Origin of the sequence: Bradyrhizobium sp. A11 (assembly GCF_042077125.1) — a bacterium.
Classification (GTDB): domain Bacteria; phylum Pseudomonadota; class Alphaproteobacteria; order Rhizobiales; family Xanthobacteraceae; genus Bradyrhizobium; species Bradyrhizobium japonicum_B.
In genome coordinates, this window is record NZ_CP149509.1 from 5,023,567 (window position 1) to 5,044,085 (window position 20,519).

Consider the following 20,519-nt stretch of genomic DNA (forward strand, 5'->3'; position numbering starts at 1 on the left):
CGCTTGGGGTCATAGCGTCGGTCTAGTGCTCCACTGCGAACGTCTGGTCTACCCTTCTCTACCGACGTGTAAGGGGGCCAACAGGCGACATTCTAGATGAGGGAAGCCGCCAACCGAGGCGGTCTTACTCTCCTTCGGATTTCACCATATCCGCAAGGCTCTCAAGCTGGTGCCCTAGTGCTATCCAGCTACGTGAAATGTTCATAAGCAGGGCAGACCGGCGGGCTGAATTTTTTGGATCAGCTCCTGACATTTTGTATTCCGCAGCGTAGGCTCTGCATTGTTCGATTGACGGCATTTGCGTTGCTCCACGTGGCCAACCTTAGGAACGCGATTCTCAAAAGCCCCTTTTTCTGATCTCATCCTCGATTTCTTTAAGAAGCTTGAGGATTTCGGGACCATCCATGTCCCCAAGCGCGGCGCGCTTAAGGCGATCAACGGTCGTCAGGTCACTCTTTGAAGAAGGTCCGTTGTCCTTTTCCATCACCGTCCTCCATTCCGTAGGAGGCGTCGCCCCCAGACAATCGGGAAAAGTTGGCACATGCCGTTTTTGCAGGATGGTCAATTTTGCTCACATTCAACCGGATGCCGCGCGGGGCGCTTTGCATGTCGCCTGATATCGACGTTCCTCGACGTGCCCATTCAACGGTAAGGAAACAGGGGTCCTGTTCATCCGCTCCCTTCAAACTCGTCATCCACTCCCTCCGAAGGTGTGGACGGCCAGAGCCCGTTAAGGGTCAAAGACTGCCCACGGCAGCGTAGATGCACTGTTCGGCTCACGTCCTCAAAGCGGATGTCCCGGGCCTGTGAGCGATGGGGCAGCCAGAGGCCAGCAGGCGACATTCGGAAAAATTTGAAGAGGCCGCCAACTGAGGCGGCCTTACCTCATGGAAAAAACGCCGCTCGCTTAATCAGCGGCTTCCCAGCCCCGGGTGGAGTTGCAAAACCCTGGAGTCTGAGCAAAATTGCTCACAAAGGCAGCCTCACCGTTCTAGGTTTGCATCGCGTCAGGCCCTGTTGCGATCGCGGCTGCTGCTCTTTTCGGCCATCTGTATTCCGCAGCGTAGGCTCTGCATTGTCCATCTGCCCGCCCCTGTGTTCACAACTTAACAGAGTTTAGGGATGGGAGATCCTCCTGGGGTCTTCCCGCAAACGTAAAGGGGGCGGCCAGAAAGACACCTCTCGAACCAAATTCGGGGTTTTGGTCAATATTGACCAAGCGCGCCGGCATAAGTTGAGTCAGACTGGGTCCATCGCCGCTCCGACAGGCAGTTATCGGCGATGGAGAGATCGGTAATGCTCCCGCCTAACTCGGGGAACGCAGATGTCATCTATCCAGCCAAACCCACTCTACAATAGCGCCGATTTCGGAATTCATCCGTGTTTGAAGTGCGGCAAACCTATGCGGCTCGTTTGCATTGAGCCCGACCAGCCTGGTCACGAAGTCCGCATCTTCGAGTGTTCCGAATGCAAAACGACCGGTAGGTTCAAAGCCGCGATTTAGTTGCCGATGGCGGAGATCGGCCTAATCCCAATGCTCGCTTCGCCGAGAAGCCCCATTTTTTGGGGAGGGCGCAACATGCAGAACTATATCATCAACGAAAACATCCGTTGCTATCGGAAGCTTATCGCCATGAGCACCGATGACCCGCATCGTGACGAGGCTCGTCACCGAACGTTGGTTCAGCTTCTAGCCGAAGAAGAAGCCAAGCATGTGAAGCCAGATGATTGGCCGAACGAATGAAGCTCTTGGATCAGAACGTTGCGCTCGCGCGGCCGCCGCAGTCAGCCACACGCGATATTTGAACCAACCTTTCAACTGGTTGTTTTCGAATAGCGCTTCTGTTTGAGCGCTTGATTGATGGCCCATTTGGCAGCGAGAACTGCCCCGGCGTGATCACAGGAAGTCCCCGTTTTCGGTGGACGTGCTTCTCGCTCAAACGACCATCTCCAGCCGGAAGGGTTGGCCGCTCGGACTAGTGTGTATTCTATGCCCTGATACTGCATGAGTTGGCCTTCAGGTCGTTTTCGGCGGGCGCAATTCGCTCTTGGTCCAAGCTTGAAAATCTGGGACCTGCATTGGATCGATGTCGTCGCACTTGATACACCGAAACTTGCGACCGCCTGTCTTGACGATCACGAAGTGCATCGGCTTACCGCATTTCGGGCAGAGCGGGCGGGGAGAGTTTTTGGGCATAGCTACTCACGCTGAACACTGGCGCGAGTCTTCTGCTCACAGTCATCGGATAGTTGCCCCGAAATGCCGATGATGGAACCATCAGTAGTTAACTATTGTGACGACTGCATCAGGAAAGAACGGCACTCCGTAATGCTACGTAGCTGCACTTCGCGGCATAGCGAACAAACTCGTAGTGGCCCGTCTCTGATTACCGGTGACCATTCAGTGCCTACCGAACGGCGACGCTTGTGACCGTCGGAGGAAGCCAAAGGCACACCTACAGCGTAAGCGATACTTACGCGATTGTGCTCTCATTATTGCTGGGTTCTGAGGATTGCCTTGAGAGTCGAAAGCGTCTGATCCATTTCCCGCAACACTAGCTTGGCCTCCGCGACAGCCGCAGCGTCGTCAGTGTCAAAATCCTCTGGTGCGGGCAGCATGCGACCAAGCCGATTGTAGCGCTCCATCAGCTCGCGAAAGTCGGCTGACATTCCGCTCATACATCCCTTCCCCAGGGCTGTGACTGCTTGGCGTCCCACGGTTTGCGCAGGGCCGGCGGCGGCACCCTTTCCAGGTCGAGTTCACGCATCAGCCTCGTGAAGGCGGTGCGACTATCACGCTCTATCATGATCTCGGGCCGCGCGCGAAGCACGCCGTTCGCATCCTCATAGGTTAAGCCAAATTGGGAAAGGGCAAGCCGCGCCTGTTCCTTGCGATCCCAAGCTTCGGCACACGCCTGCAAAAGGCGGCGTTTATGCGGCTCGAAATTGAAGTTAGCTGTGATCCCTAGCCACCAAGCCTGCGTTTCCGAACTCAGGTGAGGCGGAGGATCGGCGGGGCTATCGGAATCGGCAAGGCGGTTGCGTGTTCTGGAAACTCGGTTTCGCGCGATCATGTCCAATTCGTTGAAGGATTTTGGGCCCCGATCACCCATGAACTCGGCCTCCTACTTGCTACGCGCGCGGAAGTGTTCATAACCAGATAACTCTCAGTGAGGCCATGGACCGTTCATCGGTTCGCGGATCCTAGCCAAAATTATCAGCCCCCCCGGCATCTTCGCTTAAGGAGAGGATCAGTAGTGATCGTCCGACTTCCGCCTGGATATAACGACTGTCTCTCCGCGCCATCTCACGCTCAGGCAATCTTCAGAGCCGGTATTCGTTGGCGATCTGACAGACGACTTATTCAAGATCGCGCGGGCCGCTTTCGTTGCAGCTCGCGATCGTGCGCGGGATAACCGCTGCGCATCTGTCTGACTAAGGATTGCCCTTGCTTTTTGAGCGGCGAGCCGGGATCGCGCGATCCGTTCGGCGAGCGTGGAATCGTTTTGTTTCATATCGCATCTTCGTTTCTGACCGAGAGACACTAATAGCCGCGCTTCACGGAGGCCGCGTTGCTCAGGGCCGCCTCAAAAAGCTGGCGATCAGCCGATTGCAGTCGATCACGTGAACTCATGAGATCGCCACAAGCTAAAATGAACCGACGAATTCTAGCGTGATCGACCTCCGGCAAATCCCGCGCCAAAATCACGATCGACCCAAGAACATTGACCACGTGATTGATATCGGACGTCGAGTTTACCGCTGTATCCGTTTCGCTGCGGGTGTTTTGGACCGTAGCACCGGCAACATTCACCATATTCGCGCGCATTGCGTATCTCCAACAAAACGCTGTCTCTCGTGAAAAATCATAGCCGATGAAAAGGCTTGAAGGAGTGAGGCGTCACGGGCGTTTTTTGACCGCCAGTTTGACGGCTTTTGCAATCAGGGCCGAGACCAATCTGCGCCAGGTCCGATCGTCGACTGGTGTATCGTCGGCCTGCTTGACCTTCAGGTCAGTCACAAGCTCATCAATGACCGACTGATGCAAGGGCACGGAAAAAAAGCTAACTGGATCACGACGATGCAGTTTTGCGCGAGCGCGCAGGTGCTGCATTCGGGTGCGTGTCTGCTTTCTCCGCCGCTCGGCGGGTTCTTCTATCTCGTGAACGTGATCCGTGTCTGAGCCGCGCTCGCGTTGGCCCCGGCTGCGGCGGCCACGAGCGGTTCCGGCGACGTCGGACAGCCTCACGCTGGGCGGCGTCGCGGACAGCCTCAGGCCGGCACTGGGAGGTGCGATCGTGATGCCGGCGATCGTGGCGCCGGCGCGTTGAAGGCCGCCGGGTGAGGCTCTCAGGGCCGAATGCGGCTGGTTTCGCGGCAAAGCGGCTGCCGGCGGAGAGATCATCCAATTGCGGATCGTGCGGCGATTGAGCCGAGCGGTTGAGATTTCGATGGCGACGTTGCCGCTATCGGCGGGCACCGGGGCTTTAAAGGGCGGCGGCCGGGGCGTGCGCTGGTGCATTTTTTGCCTCCTCCAAAACTAATTCTGTCTGCGACGATGCGATCCGCCGGGCGCTGGCTGTGGAGGCTGATCGCCCATCGGAGGCCGAGCCATGTTCGATTCCAGCATTTTGGCCCTACTCTCTCTGCAGTTGCGCCAATTTTTGCCGATTCTGACACCTATGCACCTTGGTCCCCAAGTCGCAGGCTTACCCACCACAACACCTAGCCAAGCAGCAGAAAGCACCTTTTTCCTTCGTGTACCGCAATTCTTAGATTCAAGGTGTCAAAGGTGTCAGGAATCAAGAAATAGCACTGCAGCAGTAGGATTTTCGGGGCTGACACCTTGCCCGGCTGAAGGTGTCAGACAAGGTGCATAGGTGTCAGGAAATCCTGACACCATGCCGAAGCGCTGACACCTTGCGATTTGAGCTGGGCGTTTTTCTCCATTTTTACGATTTCAACTGCAGGGTGCTGGCTAGTCAGTGTCGGCCGGGCCGAATAGCACCTTGCCCTCCTTGAACTCCTTGGTAAGGCGTTCTTTTAGGAGTTTCTTGATCCTCTTGACCTCGGCACTGTCCCGCCATTTGCCGGGGACAACTTCCTTAGTGTCGGCGGAACATGTCGAGATGCCGTCAAAGGCCAAATCGCCCTTCACGTTCTGCACCCTTGCGACCGAGTCAAAATGCGCGCTGCCCTCAACGTTCAAACCGATACCGACATAGTATCGCGTGCCGTCAGCCTCCCTGAAGGTTTCCTTGTCCTGCCCAATGAGCGGGTGAGAGAGCGCGGCGAGATGCCTGCCGACGAATGAGCGGCTAAAGTTAGCCTTGTCGTCGCCGTGATTATCCTGCCGCCAACCAGTGAAGGCCGCATGGAAGTCGCGGGTCGAGATCATCAAATCAAGATTGAAATAGATGCAGTCGCGGACAAAGCCAGCAACCGGGTTGGCCTCCACTTTCATCTCGTCGAGCGCGGCGTTGCCCTCGTCGGTGTTGATGAAGTTGCCGCGCTTCAAGAGCCGTTGAAGGCCGATCAGTGCCCAATTCAACAGGCCCGGCTTCTCGCGATCAAGGATCAAGTCGCTGGCCTCCCATGCTGGGTTGATCTCGCGCGCCTTGGCCGCAACTCCGACAAACTCGCCCTTCTCAAACACGCGTTTCAGCTTCAGGATCAAAAGCCGGTTGACCATCGCGTCGGTGTTCTCCTTGAACGTCGGCGGATGATTGGTCGCCCAGATGCAGGGGCACCGCATCCGCATCGTGATCGCGCTAATGCCCTTCGGATTGACTGACAACATATCGCCCGCGATGATCGACTTCACGCGGCTACTCAGGTGCCATTGGCCGATGTCGAATGCTTCATCGAGAACCCACGGCGCACGGCGGCTAAATTCCTGTAGGCCGTGCGCACCGGACAGCTCTGACAATTGCGTCGAGATCGGCTTATCGGTGAGCAGCCCTCCCATGGTCCGCAGCAAGTTGCTCTTGCCGCTGTCGCTCGGTCCATGCAATGTCAACGCGCGGCGTAATGATTTCGGCTTGCGATCAATCAGCGTTGTGCCCATGAATTCTTGCAGCAGGTCTTTGCGCTTGTCGCCTTCGTCTTTTGACTCGCTCGCAAAATAACTATCCAGCGTTTCTTCGAACAGCGGACATGTCGCGTTCGGATCGTATTCGATCTCCAGCCGCCATGTAGCGTAATCCTCCTTTCGCAGCGGCCTGATCGCCAGCGTCACCGGATCGATCAAGCCGGAGGACGTCGGGATCATGCCATGATCGTCCCATTTGATTCGGTCGGCGCTCCGGATGTTCGGGCTGCGCTCGATATATTTGCGCACCTCCATAACGAATCTGGCGCCTGAAACAGCACATTGCTTCACTTCGCGCAACGTCATCTCGATTTGATGATCCATCCATGGTGTGGCGTTCAACACCAGCGACCACAAACCATCACGATAAATCCAGATATGTTCGCTGCCCTTCTCATCGGCGACGATGCGGATGTCTTCGCCGCGCAGATCCAATCTGCGAAAGAGTTCTTCGGCGATCTCGCCATGGACAGGCAAACGATTGTCGCTGTTGCTGCCGGTGCCAGGCGTCTTGGCTTTGTCTGCTTTGTTGAATGCGCGCTCGGCTTCGGCAGCTACGCGCTTGCCATACTTGGACGCAATGCCGTCCGGATGGCGGGCGAGAGTGGCGACAACGTCACCGAGCTGCCAGCCATTATCCTTCAGCCACTTGATTGCGTGATAGAACGCGGCGCTGCGATCTTCCGTGATCGGCACGCCATTACGGATTATGTTGAGTAGATCGTTCGGCAGCGACGCTTCGGTGAAGGCATTGACGTTGATAATGACATTATCATCATTGGTAATAGGCGTGGCGTTTACATCATTTGATTTGCTGTTAACGTCACCCTGTCCATCCAACTCCTCCACCACTACCGTGATCACCGCATCGATGTTGCCGAGATCAGCCATGGTCGGCTTGACGCTGTCGAGCACCATGTTCGAGATCGTGATGAAGCGCTCGCACCATCGATAGCTCTCGATGGAGACGTTGCTGCCGTTGATCGCTTGCTTGCGGTGCGTCCTCGTGGTGCCGCCAAGGCCGATGCAGCGCAGGCCACGCCCGCCAACCGTTTCCTCGAAGTAAGTCGCACCGCAACGCTTCATCAGGTTAGCCGCTATCGGATCGACCTTGCCGCTGGCATCGCGGCAGCAATCAATGTCGAATGCGCAGATGTTGGTCTCGGTGAGCACGAAGCCGATGCCGTCAGCCTTCCCGGCTTCAACGGCGGCGACCGCGTCGGCGTAGGTGCCCCACGTCTTCTTATCATTAGTGGCGGCCTTGCTTGCCGGACGCTGCGGTTGATAGGGCACCTTGGTCCAGCCGGTTTGCTTCTCGTTCAACTCCCATTTCCAAGCCACCCAGTTCGGCAGCGGCACCAGCCGCTTGACGATGGCGGGATGCAGGTGCCTCAAGTCGCCTTGATGGATGGGCGGCTTTGATTGTGTAGCTGTGTCCGCCGTGCTATGGATTTCGCTCTCGCATCTCGCGTTTGCAAAACCGGCCGCACCTGCTGGTGACACAGCAGGGCGGCCCTTCGGGGTGGCCATGGCTCATCGCGCTCCCGGTGTAGCAGGAGCAGCATCAGCTTTTGGAGATCGCTTCTTGAAGCCTCGGCCTCGGTGCGGCTGGCGCTCGTCGACGGCGTTTTGCCACGCGATGATTTCATCTTCGTGCCAAACTCTGCGGTTTGGGCTGATGTAGGTCGAGCGCGGAAATTTTCCGGCTTTCTCCATTCGCCATAAGGTTGTTTTTGAAAATGGAATCGCGTCGAGCACCTGCTCCTCAAGCAGCATCCTGCGTGGTCCGCTCGCGGTCATCGCGAGGCCTCCCTCGTTTGGGTTCAACGAATGATTGGAGGGAGCGGGCGAAGCTCAAATCTCGCCGTTTTTTGTTGTGCTAAGCGCAGTGCCGAGCGGCAAGTGGTGCCCGGCCGATGCCGACAGATCAGGGTCAACCAGCGTTTTTTTTGGGTGCCCTCTCACGGGGAGGCGCTGCCTCTCCGGGGATGGTTTCTTATTATCCCCTGCCGGTTCGAACCCCGGTAGCGGTCTTATTGCGTTAACTTCCCCGAAATTCAACGTGCATGCAAGGCCAGTATCCGGACCTCAGCCAGTTCCGGATGCAACATCCTTTGAACAGGGCCTATTGGGGCCCGGCCGCCTAGAACATGCGAAAACCCCGGGAAAAATGCGCTTGACGCCAGGACCACACGGTTTTGCCGTACGCACGGCCCGCCATGTCGCCGCAGTTTTTCCAGCCCTGTCGACGAAGCCGGAAACTTACAGGCGAGACGAAACCTAACAGCGCCGCTCGTCCGCACGCGGCCACGGGCTCACAGGGACTACCCGCCCTGCCCGCACCTCTCGTGCCGACGCTGCCGCGTCCACCGCAAGCCCGGCTCGCGATCAAGACGACCTCGAGATCGCCCCTCCTGGTTGAGCCGGGATGGGCGACACATACGTCATTTCCGAATTTCGGTAAAGTGGAATATTTTTGCGCGGATGGATTGACAGGGGGCGACACAGGCACGGTGGCGCAGGCCCGGGACATCCGCTCTTCGGCCTTGCCGAGACGTCCGGCAATACCTGTTTACATTCAGCAACATTCCGGCTGCCGAAAGGCCACGATCGGCCGGCTAGTTGGCGGTTGCCTCGCCCTCCCCCAGAGGACCGTGGAAATCCCTCCGGACCGAGGCCCATGGATTTCAACCGATTTGATGCCGCCGTACCCGTTCGCCGCTACTCCCCTGCCATCTGCCGAGAAGGCTCACCGTCCGCCGTTGCGCGGCCCCATATCGCGCGCCGGGTCAGCCTGCGTTGCGCTGATGCTGGGCAGCGCCCTGGCCGGCTGCGCGGTTGGGCCGGATTATGCCGGCCCGCCCAGGCTCGCCCTGCCCTCGCACTGGAGCAGCAACCCCGCCCCGCATCGGGACGCCGGCAGGCTCGATCGCTGGTGGCTGCGCTTGCGCGATCCCCTGCTCAACCGACTGATCGAAGAGGCCGTCGAAGCCAATCCCGACGTTGCGAAGGCAAAAGCAGTCGTGCGCGAGGCGCGCGCCACGCTGCAACAGACGGCGGCCGGCCTGTTTCCGTCCGTGAGCGGCACGACCTCGGTGACGAACAACAAGACCAGCGCCGGGTCCTCGTCCGTCCTCGTCGACAGCGCGCCCTACTCGCTTCACCAGGCCAGCTTCGATTCGAGCTGGGAGCTCGACCTGTTCGGCGGCACGCAACGGAGCATCGAGGCAGCGGTGCGTGGGCAGCAATCGGCGGAGGAGGATCTGCGCGACAGCCTCGTCACGCTGATCGGCGACGTTGCCGCCTATTACGTCGAGGCGCGCGGCTACCAGGCGCGGATCGCGCTGGCGCAGCGAACATCGGTCTCGCAGCGCGACACCGAAAAGCTCACCCGCAGCAAATACGAGGCCGGCAGCGGCAACGCGGTCGACCTCGCCAAAGCCACCGCGCAAGCCGCGAGCACGGAAGCCAACGTTCCGACCTATCAGGCGGCGCTTGCGGCCGACATTCACCGGCTCGGAATCCTGCTCGGGCGCCCGCCGGACGGCGTCGCCTCGTTGCTGGCACGGTCCGCGCCCGTGCCGGCGCCGCGCATGCCGCTGCCCACGGGACTGCCCGCAGATCTCCTGATGAGCCGCCCCGATGTCGCCAGTGCCGAGCGCAAGCTGGCGCAGGCGACCGCCAAGATCGGCCAGGCGGAGGCCGACCGTTATCCGGCGGTGTCGCTGACCGGTTCGGTCGGCACCTCGGCGATACGTGCCGGCGATCTCGCCAAATATTCGAGCCTGAGCTGGTCGGTCGGGCCCTCGATCACCGTGCCGGTGTTCGACGCGGGCAAGCGCCTGGCCACCGTCAGGATCGCGGAGGCGCAACGCGACCAGGCGTTCGCCACATTCCATTCGACCCTGCTCACCGCACTCGAGGACGTCGAGAACGCCCTGGTCTCGCTGTCGCGCGAACGCGTGCGTGCCACCAAGCTGACGGAAGCGGCCAGGAACTACCGCGAAGCCGCACGACTGTCGCGCTCGCTGTTCGAGACCGGCAGCGCCAGCTTCATCGACGTGCTGGACGCTGAGCGTTCGCTTTATTCGGCCGAGGATTCGCTGATCCAGAGCAAGGTGTCGGCGGCCAAGGACTACATTGCGCTGGCCAAGGCGCTCGGCGGCGGCTGGTCCGATCCGGTCGACGTTTCGAGGCCGATCATCGTGGACACCAACACGGGACCTCACTTGCGAGAGACGCAGAAGTGACCGAGATCATCACCGCCAAACGCCTGAAGATCGCCGCGGCGATCGTTGCCGTCGTGGCCACCGGCGTGGTCGCGGCCACGCGCTTTCCGGGAACGTCGAGCAAGGCGCAGTCCTACATCACCGCGCCGGTCACCGTCAGCGATCTGCGCGAGGAGGTGCTCGCCAGCGGCACGCTGAAACCGGCGCGACTGACCGCGGTCGGCGCACAGGTGTCGGGTCGGATCACCGCCCTCAACGTCCGCGTCGGCGATACGGTGAAAGCCGGCGACGTCATCGCCCAGATCGACCCCGTCACCAAGCAGAACGATCTGCGCAACTCCGAGGCGTCGCTGAAGAACTACCGCGCGCAGAAGCTCGAGAAGGAGGCCGCGCTGGTTCTGGCCGAGGCGAACCTCGCGCGCCAGCAGGCGACACTGGCGCAACGCGCCACCTCGCGCAGCGATTTCGACAGCGCGGATTCGACCGTGCGGCAGACCCGCGCCCAGATCGCCGCCCTCGAAGCCTTGATCGTGGGGGCGGAAGCCAGCGTCGAGACCGCGCGCGTGAACCTCGAATATACCCGCATCACCGCGCCGATCGACGGCACGGTGCTCGCCACCGTGGTGCAGGAGGGACAGACGGTCAACGCGGTCCAGTCGGCGCCGACCATCGTCGTGCTCGGCCAGCTCGAGACCATGACGGTACGGGCGGAGATCTCCGAGGCCGACATCGTCAAGGTCAAGCCGGGGCAATCGCTGTACTTCACCATCCTCGGCGACCAGGACCATCGCTATGAGGCGCGGCTGGAGCAGATCGAGCCGGCACCCGAATCGATCAAGAGCGACGCCAGCTTCTCCTCGACCACCACGTCGAGTTCGAGCACGAGTTCGTCGAGCTCGACCAGCACGGCGATCTATTACATCGGCGTCTTCAACGTTCCGAACAAGCAGCTTTCGCTGCGGACCTACATGACCGCCGAGGTTCACATCATCACTGGCGAAGCGAAGCGGGTGAAGGTGGTTCCCGCTCTCGCCGTCATGCGCAAATCGGATGGCCGCAGCACCGTCCGCACCCTCAGCGCATCCGGCGAGGTCAGCGAGCGCGAGGTCAAGACCGGCCTCAACGATCGCACCATCGTCGAGATCAGGTCCGGTCTTGACGAGGGCGAGCGGGTCGTCACCGGAGAGGCCAGCGAGCAGACCGCATCGCGCGGCATGCAGGGCGGCCCGCCCGGAGGCCTCTGACATGGCCGATCCGATCATCGCACTCGAGACCGTTCGGCGGGAATTCGCGGCCGGCGACGTCAGCGTGGTCGCGCTCGACGATGTCTCGCTGAGCATCCAGCCCGGCGAGATGGTGGCGATCATCGGCTCGTCCGGATCGGGCAAATCGACGCTGCTCAATATCCTCGGCTGCCTCGACCGCCCGACATCCGGCACCTATCGCGTCGCCGGCCAGAACGTCTCCGAGCTCGACGCCGACGCGCTGGCGGCGCTGCGCCGCGAACATTTCGGCTTCATTTTCCAGCGCTATCATCTCCTCGGCGACCTCTCGGCCGGCGAGAATGTCGAGATCCCCGCGATCTATGCCGGGATGAAGGCCCGCGAGCGCCGCGCGCGCGCAGAGCAGCTTCTCGCAAGACTCGGCGTCAGCGACCGGCGCGGCCATCGCCCGAACCAGCTCTCGGGCGGCCAGCAGCAACGGGTCTCGATCGCGCGTGCGCTGATCAACGGCGCCGAGGTCATCCTGGCGGACGAGCCCACCGGCGCGCTCGACCGGCGCAGCGGCGAGGAGGTCCTGAAGATCCTGAAGGAGCTGCACCGCGAGGGTCGGACCATCATCATCGTCACCCACGATGCCGACGTCGCCGCGCGGGCCGAGCGCATTATCGAGCTGCGGGACGGCAAGATCGTCTCCGATCGCCGCACCGAGACGACCGACACTCCGGAGCGGCCTGTCGCCGTCTCCCGGACGCCGTGGGACAACGTCCCCGGCTGGTCCGGCGCCTTGCGGCGCCTGCGCGAGGCCTCGCGGATGGCGCTGGTGGCGATGGCCGCGCACCGGCTGCGCGCCTTCCTCACCATGCTCGGCATCATCATCGGCATCGCCGCGGTGTCGTCCGTGGTGGCGCTCGGCAACGCGTCCCAGCGCAAGGTGCTGTCCGACATTTCGAGCCTCGGCACCAACACGATCGAGGTGTTTCCAGGCAAGGATTTCGGCGACGCGCGGGCCGGCAAGATCAAGACGCTGGTGCTCGACGACGCCCGCGCGCTCGACCGGCAGGACTTCATTGCAGGGGTCACCCCGACGGTCTCGACCAGCACCACGGTGCGATATCGCGGCAACGAGTCCAACGTGCTGGTGAACGGCGTCGGCGAGAGCTATTTCCAGGTCAAGGGCGCCAAGCTCGCGAAGGGCCGCTTGTTCGACACCGACGCGATCCGCAACATCGAGCGGCAGGTCGTCATCGACGACAATACCCGCAAGACGTTCTTCGCCGACGACCAGACCTCGGGGATCGGCCGCGTGATCTGGCTCGGCAAGGTGCCGTGCCGCATCGTCGGCGTGATCGCCCAGCAGCAGGGCGGGTTCGGCTCGAACCAGAACCTGTCGGTCTACCTGCCCTACACCACCGTGCAGGCCCAGTTCACGGGCGATCATTCACTGCGCAGCATCCTGTTGCGGATCAGCGACGATATCTCGACCAATCTGGCGCAGGACGCAGTGACAACGATGCTGACGCAGCGGCACAACACCAGGGACTTCGTCATCCTCAACACCGACGATATCCGCCGCACCATCACCAGCACGACGCAGACGCTGGCGTTCCTGGTGGCGGCGATCGCGGTGATCTCGCTGGTCGTCGGCGGCATTGGCGTCATGAACATCATGCTGGTGTCCGTGTCGGAACGGATCAGCGAGATCGGCGTGCGCATGGCGGTCGGCGCCAGGCGCAGCGACATCCTCCAGCAATTCCTGGTGGAGGCGACCCTGATTTCGTCGATCGGCGGCATCGCCGGCATTCTGGTCGCGATGCTGCTCGGCCTTGCCATCAACCTTGCCGTGCCCGGCTTCGATGTCAGCTATTCGACGTTCTCGATCGGCGCGGCGTTCCTGACCTCGACCGGGATCGGGGTCGCCTTCGGCTTCTTCCCGGCCCGCCGCGCCGCCTTCCTCGACCCCGTGGTGGCGCTGAGCCGCGACTGACCCTAGGATTGCCCATGACCGCAGTGCTTCGGACGCCACATTCGTCCGCAAATCGACCAACGACCGGCCCCGATGCGAATCCGACCATGACCAACGGCAGCCCGAACATCCTGATCGTCGAAGACGACAAGCCGACCCGCGACCTCATCACGCGTTATCTGCGCGATCACAGCTTCTCGGTCGACGCGGTCGCGAACGGCAAGGAGATGGACCGCCAGCTCTCCCACGACCGGGTCGACCTGATCATCCTCGACCTGATGCTGCCAGGGGAGGACGGCCTGAGCCTCTGCCGCCGCCTGCGGATGGACTCCGCGACGCCGATCATCATCCTCACCGCGAAGGGTGAGGATCTCGACCGCATCCTCGGCCTCGAAATGGGCGCCGACGATTATCTGGCAAAGCCGTTCAACCCGCGCGAGCTTCTGGCCAGGATCAACGCGGTGCTGCGCCGGCGATCGAGCGGCCTCGCCGCCGGCTCCGCCCCTGCGCGGCTCACATTCCAGGGCTGGACCATCGATCTCCGCTTGCGCGAGTTGCGCGACCCGCAAGGCGCGCAGGTGCCGCTGACCAGTGCCGAGTTCGATCTGCTGCAGGCCTTCTGCGAGCGGGCCGGACGCGTTCTCACCCGCGACAACCTGCTGAGCATGACGCGCGGGCGTCCCGGCGGAGGCTTCGGCCGCAGCATCGACGTGCTGGTCAGCCGGCTGCGTCGCAAGCTCGACCGGACCGAAGGCACGTCCGTGATCAAGACCGTCCGCATCGGCGGTTACGTCTTCACGCCGGTGGTGGAGGAAGCATGAGCCGCGCCGCCGATATCGTCGCGCTCTTCAGCTTCAGGCGGATCAGCGGCCAGATCGCCGCCTTGATCCTGGGATCGCTGATCCTGATCCACGTCCTGATCGCCGGGTATTTTCTCCTCAACCGGCCGAAGCTGCTGGCGGACGCGTCGCTGGAGCAGATCGAGCTGATCGTCCGGATCATCGCCAACACGCCGAAGGCCGAGCGCGCGCTCGTCCTCGACAGCGTCAGCCGCACCTTTCCATCGCTCAAGCTGCAATTGCGAGACGGCGCCTCGGCCTCCACCACGCCGCTCTCGGCGCGAACATCCCTGAACATTCCTTCCGGGCTCGGGGTCAGGGCTGAGTTCATTCGCGGCAGCGGCGCGGAGGACGAGCGCGTCTGGTTCCACCTTCCGGGCGACGACGTGCTCGAAGCCGTGATCGGATCGCCCAGGATGCCGGCCTTCGTCAGCGGCCTCTGGACCTCGACGCTGCTGTTCCTCGTGGCGAGCCTCACGCTGCTCGGAGTCTGGGCCGGCCGCGCGCTGTCCTCGCCCCTGTCGGCCTTCGCGCGCGCGGCGGAGGACTTCAGCCTGAGCCGGTCCTCCGCGCCGCTGCCCGAAAACGGGCCGGAGGAGATCAAGTCCGCAGCGCGAGCGCTCAACCGGATGCGCGATCGCATCACCACGCTGATGAACGACAGAACCCGCATGCTGGCGGCCATCAGCCACGATCTGCGCACGCCGATCACGCGTCTGCGGCTGCGTTCGGAATATATCGAGGATCCGGCCCAACGCGCCCAGACCGTGCGCGACCTCGACCAGATGCAGTCGATGCTGGAATCGGTGCTGTCGCTCCTGCGCAGCGAAAGCCCGGCCAAGCCGACGCTGGTGGACGTCGCGGCGCTGCTTCAAATGGTTTGCGAGCAGTTTTCGGATTCCGGATTCGCCGTGACCTATTCCGGCCCGGACAGGGCCGCCTTCGTGCTGCGGCCCGACGAAATCATCCGCGCGGTCACCAACCTCGTCGAGAACGCGACGCGCTTCGGAACCAAGATCGACGTCGCGCTGGTGACGGTCGAGGAGCGGCTCGTCATCGACGTCTCCGACGACGGGCCCGGCATTCCCGACGAACGGAAGGCAATGATGCTGGAACCCTTCGTGCGCGGAGAGGAAGCCCGCACCATGGACGAGACGGCGGGATTTGGCCTCGGCCTCTCGATCGCGCAGACGATCGTGACCGCGCATGACGGAACACTCGAGCTGCTCGACAACGCGCCAAGGGGACTGCGCGTCCGCTTGCGGTTGGCGCGGGGGGCCGGCGACAATTCGGGTGCGCCTCGGCCATAAAGCTGCGGCATTTGTCGGGTTTGTCGGCCGCCCTGCCCCCGCTTTCCCGGAGATTCCATTGTCTTCTGCCGACCGGCCGGCGACACGCCTGGCGACCCGGCTTGCCTTCCTCGTTGCCGGCTTCGGCATCGCATGCTGGGCGCCGCTGGTCCCGTTCGCGAAGACGCGGCTCGGCGTCGACGACGGCGTGCTCGGTCTGCTCCTGCTCAGCCTTGGCATCGGCTCGGTGGTCGCGATGCTGCTGACCGGGATCGTGAGCGCGCGCTACGGCAGCAGGCCGATCATCATCGCGGGCGGGTTCGGCCTGGCGCTGGTCCTGCCCCTGCTCGCGGTCGCAAGCTCGCCCGCGACGCTGGCGCTGGCCCTGTTCGCGTTCGGCGCCGCGCTCGGCTCGATCGACGTCGCCATGAACATCCATGCCGTGGAGGTGGAGCGCGCTGCGAAACGCCCGCTGATGTCCGGCTTCCACGCGCTGTTCAGCATCGGGGGCTTCGCCGGAGCCGCGCTGATGACGGCGCTGCTCTCGCTGCAATTCGGCACGCTCGCCTGCACCCTGATCTGCTCCGTCCTGATGCTGATGGCGATGACCGTGACCTCGCCGCGCCTGCTCCGCTCCGTGCAGGTGCAGGAGGGCCCGCTGTTCGTGCTGCCGCACGGATCGGTGTTGCTGCTCGCGCTGCTCGGCGCCATCACCTTCCTGGTCGAGGGCGCGATGCTGGATTGGGGCGCGCTGCTCGTGATCGGCGCCGGGCTCGTCACCGAGGCGCAGGGCGGCGCCGGCTACATCGTGTTCTCGATCGCGATGACGGTGGGCCGGCTCGGCGGCGATGCCGTCGTTGCCCGCATCGGAGACCGCGCGACGTTGCTGTGGGGCAGCCTGATCGCGATCGCGGGCTTCGTGATGCTGCTCACCGCGCCCGTTGCAGCACTTGCCATCGGTGGTTTCCTGTTGATCGGGCTCGGCGCGTCGAACCTCGTGCCGGTGCTGTTCCGCCGGGCGGCGCGGCAAACTGTGATGCCCGCCGGCCTGGCCGTCGCGGCCGTCACGACCGCAGGCTATGCCGGGGTCCTCATCGGTCCGGCCGGCGTCGGCTTCATCGCACAGATTGGCGGGCTGCCAGCGGCATTCGGGCTGCTGGCGGCGCTGATGGGCCTCGTCACGCTATCAGCGCCGATCGTCACGACAAGCGCACGCCAGGGCACGGCGAGCTAGCCGCCCACCGCAGCCGCGCGGCGGGGCAGCTTCCAGCCGGGCCGGATGAAGTGGCAGGTGTAGCCGTCCGGATAACGCTCGAGATAATCCTGGTGCTCCGGCTCGGCCTGCCAGAATTCGCCAGCGGGCGCGACCTCGGTCACCACCTTGCCCGGCCAGAGGCCCGACGCCTCGACGTTGGCGATGGTGTCTTCGGCGATCCTTTTCTGCTCCTCGCTGGTGTAGAAGATCGCCGAGCGGTAGCTCGTGCCGAGATCATTGCCCTGGCGATTGAGCGTGGTGGGATCGTGGATCTGGAAGAAGAACTCCAGCATGGTCCGGAAGCTGGTCCTTGCCGGATCGAACATGATCTCGATCGCCTCGGCGTGGCCTTCGTGATTGCGGTAAGTGGCGTTCTTGACGTGGCCGCCGGTGTAACCGACCCGGGTGGAGATCACGCCGGGCTGCTTGCGGATCAGATCCTGCATGCCCCAGAAGCAGCCTCCGGCCAAAACTGCGCGCTCTGTCGTCATCTGTCCGCTCCCGATTGCTTTACGTTCGACATCTGCCGCAACATATGCTTTCGGCCGCCCGGCCGAAAGCCATGCCTTGCATGCCTGCCCGGCCGGTTCCTCGAACCGTGGGCCCGCAACGAGCCCCCGCCTTAGCCCAGCTTGGCGTCGAGCGTGATCGCGGCGTTGAGCACCTTCGACACCGGGCAGTTCTTCTCGGCCTCGCCGGCGAACTTGGCAAAGGCTGCCTCGTCGAGGTTCGGCACCTTGGCACGCAGCGTCAGCGCGGACTTGCTGATCTTGAAGCCCTTGCCTTCGGGTTCGAGGGTCACGGCGGCTTCAGTCGAGAGCTCGTCCGGCGTGAAACCGGCCATCTGGAGGCCAAAGGCCAGCGCCATCGTAAAACAGCCGGCATGGGCGGCGGCGATCAATTCCTCGGGATTGGTGCCCTTCTCGTTCTCGAACCGGGTCTTGAACGAATAGGGGGTCTGCGCCAGCACGCCGGATTCGCTCGTCAAATGGCCCGTGCCGTCGCGACCGGTGCCCTTCCAGACTGCCGTTGCCTTGCGGATCATCTCGGTTCTCCTCGTTTGATTGCAGTACCGTTGCTCGTATCCGTGGAAGGCGGCATCGGCATGACCGCCTGCCCTTCCAAATCGGCCGCGCGCCGCAGCGGTTCCGTTAGCCCTATGCCGGATCGAACGCGCGGATCGGCGGCAGATTGCCGGTGAACCTCTCCACCTCGACCGTCGTCAGCTGACCGGTGCAGCCCTGCGCCAGGGAGGAGGTGCCGACGTCGCGGGTGAGCACGTTGGGATTGCCGTGAACGCAGAGCGGCGCCTCGTCTTCCGGATCCATCGGATCGTACCAGGCGCCGGTCGGAAGCTGCACGACGCCGGGCGCAATGCCGTCGGTGACGTGGACCGCGGCAAGGCAGGCGCCGCGCGCGTTGAACAGGCGGATGATGTCGCCATCCCTGATGCCGCGCGCATCCGCGTCGACCGGGTTCATGCGCGCGACCTCGCGGCCGCGATGCTTCGAGCTAAGCGAATGACCGCCGAAATCGAGCTGGCTGTGCAGACGCGTCACCGGCTGGTTGGCGACGAGGAAGCACGGCGAGCCAGGTTTTGGCGTGTCGGTCTTCTCCAGCCAGACCGGATGCCCCGGACAATCGGCATCGCCATGGGCCGCGATCTTGGCCGAATAGATCTCGATGCGGCCGCTCGGCGTCGGCAGCGCGTGATTGACGGGATCCTCACGGAAGCGACGCAGCCGGCCGCCGTCATCGGGCTGCTGCGGCACGACCAGGCTGCCGCGCGCCCAGAATTCGTCGAAACTCGGCGCCTCCAGGCCGCGCCTGGCGAGCGAGGCACGGGTCGGCTCGTACAAATGCTCCAGCCATTGCCGCGACGTCCGCCCCTCGGTGAAGGGTTCGCGCGCACCCAAGCGCTCGGCGAGATCGGCGAAGGTGTCGTAATCGTCGCGCGCAAGACCGAACGGCTCGGCGATCCGGTGCATGGCGACCATGAGGGGATCGTTGGAGGAATAGCCGATGTCCTCGCGCTCCAGCGTCATCGTCGCGGGCAGCACGATGTCGGCATGCCGCGCCGTGGCAGTCCAGGCCAGCTCGTGCACGACGAACGTATCGAGTTGCGCAAAGGCCTTGCGCAGGCGGTTGAGATCCTGGTGATGATGGAACGGATTGCCGCCGGCCCAATAGACGAGACGGATGTCCGGATAGGTGCGCGTCTCGCCGTTGTAACGATAGGTGGTGCCGGGACCCAGCAGCATGTCGGCGATACGGGCCACCGGAATGAAATCGGCGACGCCGTTGCGGCCCTGCCTCAGCGTCGGTCCCGGCACGTCGTTGACACGCCGGCCGTAATAGCCGATCGCCCCCAGCGAATAGGCGTAGCCGCCGCCGGGCAGGCCGATCTGACCGAGGGCTGCCGCCAGCACCATACCCATCCACACCGGCTGCTCGCCATGCTCGGCGCGCTGCAGCGAATGCGAGACCGTGATCAGCGCGCGTTTTCCGGCAAGCCGGCGCGCCAGCTTTCGGATCGTGTCGGCCGCGACGCCCGAGATGGCCGCAGCCCATTCGGCGTGCTTGGCTTGCCCGTCGCTCTCGCCGGTGAGATAGCGCAGGAAGACGGGCCAGCCTTCGGTGTAGCGATCGAGGAAGGCCTGATCGTGCAGACCCTCACTCACCAGCGTGTGGACTATGCCGAGCATCAAGGCGGTATCGGTGCCAGGCACGCAACTCATCCATTCCGCGCCAGCTTCCACCGGCAGATCGTCACGCAGCGGGCTGACCAGGATGAATTCGCAGCCGCGCCGGCGCGCCGCCGCCATCGCGCCGCGCTCGACGTGCTTGCTGATCGAGCCGCCGGCCACCATGGAGTTCTTCAGCGCCATGCCGCCGAAGGCCAGCACGATCTCGGTCTCGGCCGCGATCTGCTCCCAGGTGACGTTGCGCTTGGTGATGTCCTCATAGCCCGCCAGAACCTGCGGCAGCAGCACCGAGGACGCACCGGACGAATAGGAGTTCACCGAGCGCACATAGCCACCCATCGCGATGTTGAGGAAGCGATGCACCTGGCTCTGGGCGTGATGAAAGCGCCCCGCGCTCGACCAGCCGTAGGAGCCGCCGAACACGGCGCCCGGCCCGCGCGTATCGCGGATGCGGCCGAGCTCGTCGCCGAGCAGATCGAGCGCCTTCTCCCAGCTGACCGGGACGAACTCGTCACGGCCGCGGCGATTGTCCGGGCCCGGCCCGCGCTCGAGCCAGCCGCGGCGGATCGCCGGCTGGGCGATGCGCGCCTGGTGGCGGAGCGCACCGGGAAAATTGTCGATGATGCCGTTCGGATCGGGATCGCCCGCATAGGCCCTGACCTCGAGGCCGGCCGCGCCCTGACGCGCCGAAAACACGCCCCAATGCGAGGTGTGCGGCCTGAAGCCGTCCGACAGGTCAAGACCGGGGTCGGGAAAGCCAATCGTATCGTCCATCATCTGTTCCTTGTTCCGGCACGAGGTGGCAGTATACCGATCATCCCGGGATGTCGTCGAGATCAGCGCCGACAGGGCTGTCGTGCGCGAGCACCGCCTGGCAACTTGGTCCGGACCATGCGGCGGCAATTCGCAGACACCGGCGCTCGCG

At 63.1% G+C, this 20,519-nt stretch carries 17 protein-coding genes; 7 read left to right on the plus strand and 10 right to left on the minus strand.

The genetic code is table 11. From position 1 onward, the window contains the following. Positions 1 to 337: 337 nt before the first annotated feature. Positions 338 to 484 (minus strand): hypothetical protein, encoded by a 147-nt coding sequence (locus tag WI560_RS23710; RefSeq protein ID WP_375305094.1) that lies wholly within the window; start codon positions 482 to 484, stop codon positions 338 to 340. Positions 485 to 1,579: 1,095 nt separating this feature from the next. Between WI560_RS23710 and WI560_RS23715 the strand changes: the two genes are divergently transcribed. Further along, on the plus strand, positions 1,580 to 1,744 hold the full coding sequence (locus WI560_RS23715) for a hypothetical protein (protein ID WP_375305095.1): 165 nt from the start codon (positions 1,580 to 1,582) through the stop codon (positions 1,742 to 1,744). Positions 1,745 to 2,493: 749 nt separating this feature from the next. On the opposite strand, the gene WI560_RS23720 is transcribed toward WI560_RS23715, so the two are convergent. From WI560_RS23720 to WI560_RS23745, 6 genes are all read right to left on the minus strand, one after another. Next, a complete protein-coding gene (locus WI560_RS23720; protein ID WP_375305096.1) occupies positions 2,494 to 2,679 on the minus strand; it encodes a hypothetical protein in 186 nt (61 codons plus the stop codon). Continuing rightward, on the minus strand, positions 2,676 to 3,113 hold the full coding sequence (locus tag WI560_RS23725) for a P27 family phage terminase small subunit (RefSeq protein WP_375305097.1): 438 nt from the start codon (positions 3,111 to 3,113) through the stop codon (positions 2,676 to 2,678). The genes WI560_RS23720 and WI560_RS23725 overlap by 4 nt, the downstream gene beginning before the upstream one ends. A gap of 431 nt (positions 3,114 to 3,544) precedes the next feature. Continuing rightward, positions 3,545 to 3,829, minus strand: coding sequence for a hypothetical protein (locus WI560_RS23730; RefSeq protein WP_375305098.1), 285 nt, complete (start codon positions 3,827 to 3,829; stop codon positions 3,545 to 3,547). A 72-nt stretch (positions 3,830 to 3,901) separates the two neighbouring features. Then, positions 3,902 to 4,522, minus strand: coding sequence for a hypothetical protein (locus WI560_RS23735; RefSeq protein WP_375305099.1), 621 nt, complete (start codon positions 4,520 to 4,522; stop codon positions 3,902 to 3,904). Positions 4,523 to 4,978: 456 nt separating this feature from the next. Further along, a complete protein-coding gene (locus WI560_RS23740; protein WP_375305100.1) occupies positions 4,979 to 7,621 on the minus strand; it encodes a DUF5906 domain-containing protein in 2,643 nt (880 codons plus the stop codon). Between the two features lie 3 nt (positions 7,622 to 7,624). Beyond that, positions 7,625 to 7,891 carry a helix-turn-helix transcriptional regulator gene (locus tag WI560_RS23745; protein ID WP_375305101.1) on the minus strand — a complete coding sequence of 89 codons (267 nt, stop codon included), beginning with the start codon at positions 7,889 to 7,891 and terminating at the stop codon, positions 7,625 to 7,627. 1,007 nt (positions 7,892 to 8,898) lie between these two features. Between WI560_RS23745 and WI560_RS23750 the strand changes: the two genes are divergently transcribed. The 6 genes from WI560_RS23750 (at position 8,899) to WI560_RS23775 (ending at position 16,868) form a co-directional block, all read left to right on the plus strand. Next, positions 8,899 to 10,341 carry an efflux transporter outer membrane subunit gene (locus tag WI560_RS23750; protein ID WP_375305102.1) on the plus strand — a complete coding sequence of 481 codons (1,443 nt, stop codon included), beginning with the start codon at positions 8,899 to 8,901 and terminating at the stop codon, positions 10,339 to 10,341. Then, on the plus strand, positions 10,338 to 11,564 hold the full coding sequence (locus WI560_RS23755) for an efflux RND transporter periplasmic adaptor subunit (protein WP_126255538.1): 1,227 nt from the start codon (positions 10,338 to 10,340) through the stop codon (positions 11,562 to 11,564). Before WI560_RS23750 ends, WI560_RS23755 begins: the two co-directional genes overlap by 4 nt. Before the next feature lies 1 nt (position 11,565). After that, on the plus strand, positions 11,566 to 13,527 hold the full coding sequence (locus tag WI560_RS23760) for a MacB family efflux pump subunit (RefSeq protein ID WP_375305103.1): 1,962 nt from the start codon (positions 11,566 to 11,568) through the stop codon (positions 13,525 to 13,527). An 86-nt stretch (positions 13,528 to 13,613) separates the two neighbouring features. After that, positions 13,614 to 14,327: a response regulator gene (locus WI560_RS23765; protein WP_375305104.1), complete on the plus strand. Its 714-nt coding sequence runs from the start codon at positions 13,614 to 13,616 to the stop codon at positions 14,325 to 14,327. Continuing rightward, the gene (locus WI560_RS23770) at positions 14,324 to 15,655 is read left to right on the plus strand and encodes an ATP-binding protein (protein WP_375305105.1); all 1,332 of its coding nucleotides are present in this window, start codon (positions 14,324 to 14,326) and stop codon (positions 15,653 to 15,655) included. The genes WI560_RS23765 and WI560_RS23770 overlap by 4 nt, the downstream gene beginning before the upstream one ends. Positions 15,656 to 15,713: 58 nt before the next feature. Then, the gene (locus tag WI560_RS23775; RefSeq protein WP_375305106.1) at positions 15,714 to 16,868 is read left to right on the plus strand and encodes an MFS transporter; all 1,155 of its coding nucleotides are present in this window, start codon (positions 15,714 to 15,716) and stop codon (positions 16,866 to 16,868) included. On the opposite strand, the gene msrA is transcribed toward WI560_RS23775, so the two are convergent. The 3 genes from msrA to WI560_RS23790 form a co-directional block, all read right to left on the minus strand. Further along, positions 16,865 to 17,380: a peptide-methionine (S)-S-oxide reductase MsrA gene (gene msrA, locus WI560_RS23780; RefSeq protein ID WP_375305107.1), complete on the minus strand. Its 516-nt coding sequence runs from the start codon at positions 17,378 to 17,380 to the stop codon at positions 16,865 to 16,867. The two genes, WI560_RS23775 and msrA, sit on opposite strands and share 4 nt — an antisense overlap. Before the next feature lie 131 nt (positions 17,381 to 17,511). Further along, a complete protein-coding gene (locus WI560_RS23785) occupies positions 17,512 to 17,934 on the minus strand; it encodes an OsmC family protein (protein ID WP_028137828.1) in 423 nt (140 codons plus the stop codon). 112 nt (positions 17,935 to 18,046) lie between these two features. Beyond that, entirely contained in the window at positions 18,047 to 20,368 is a 2,322-nt protein-coding gene (locus tag WI560_RS23790; RefSeq protein ID WP_375305108.1) for a molybdopterin guanine dinucleotide-containing S/N-oxide reductase, read from the minus strand. Positions 20,369 to 20,519 lie beyond the last annotated feature (151 nt).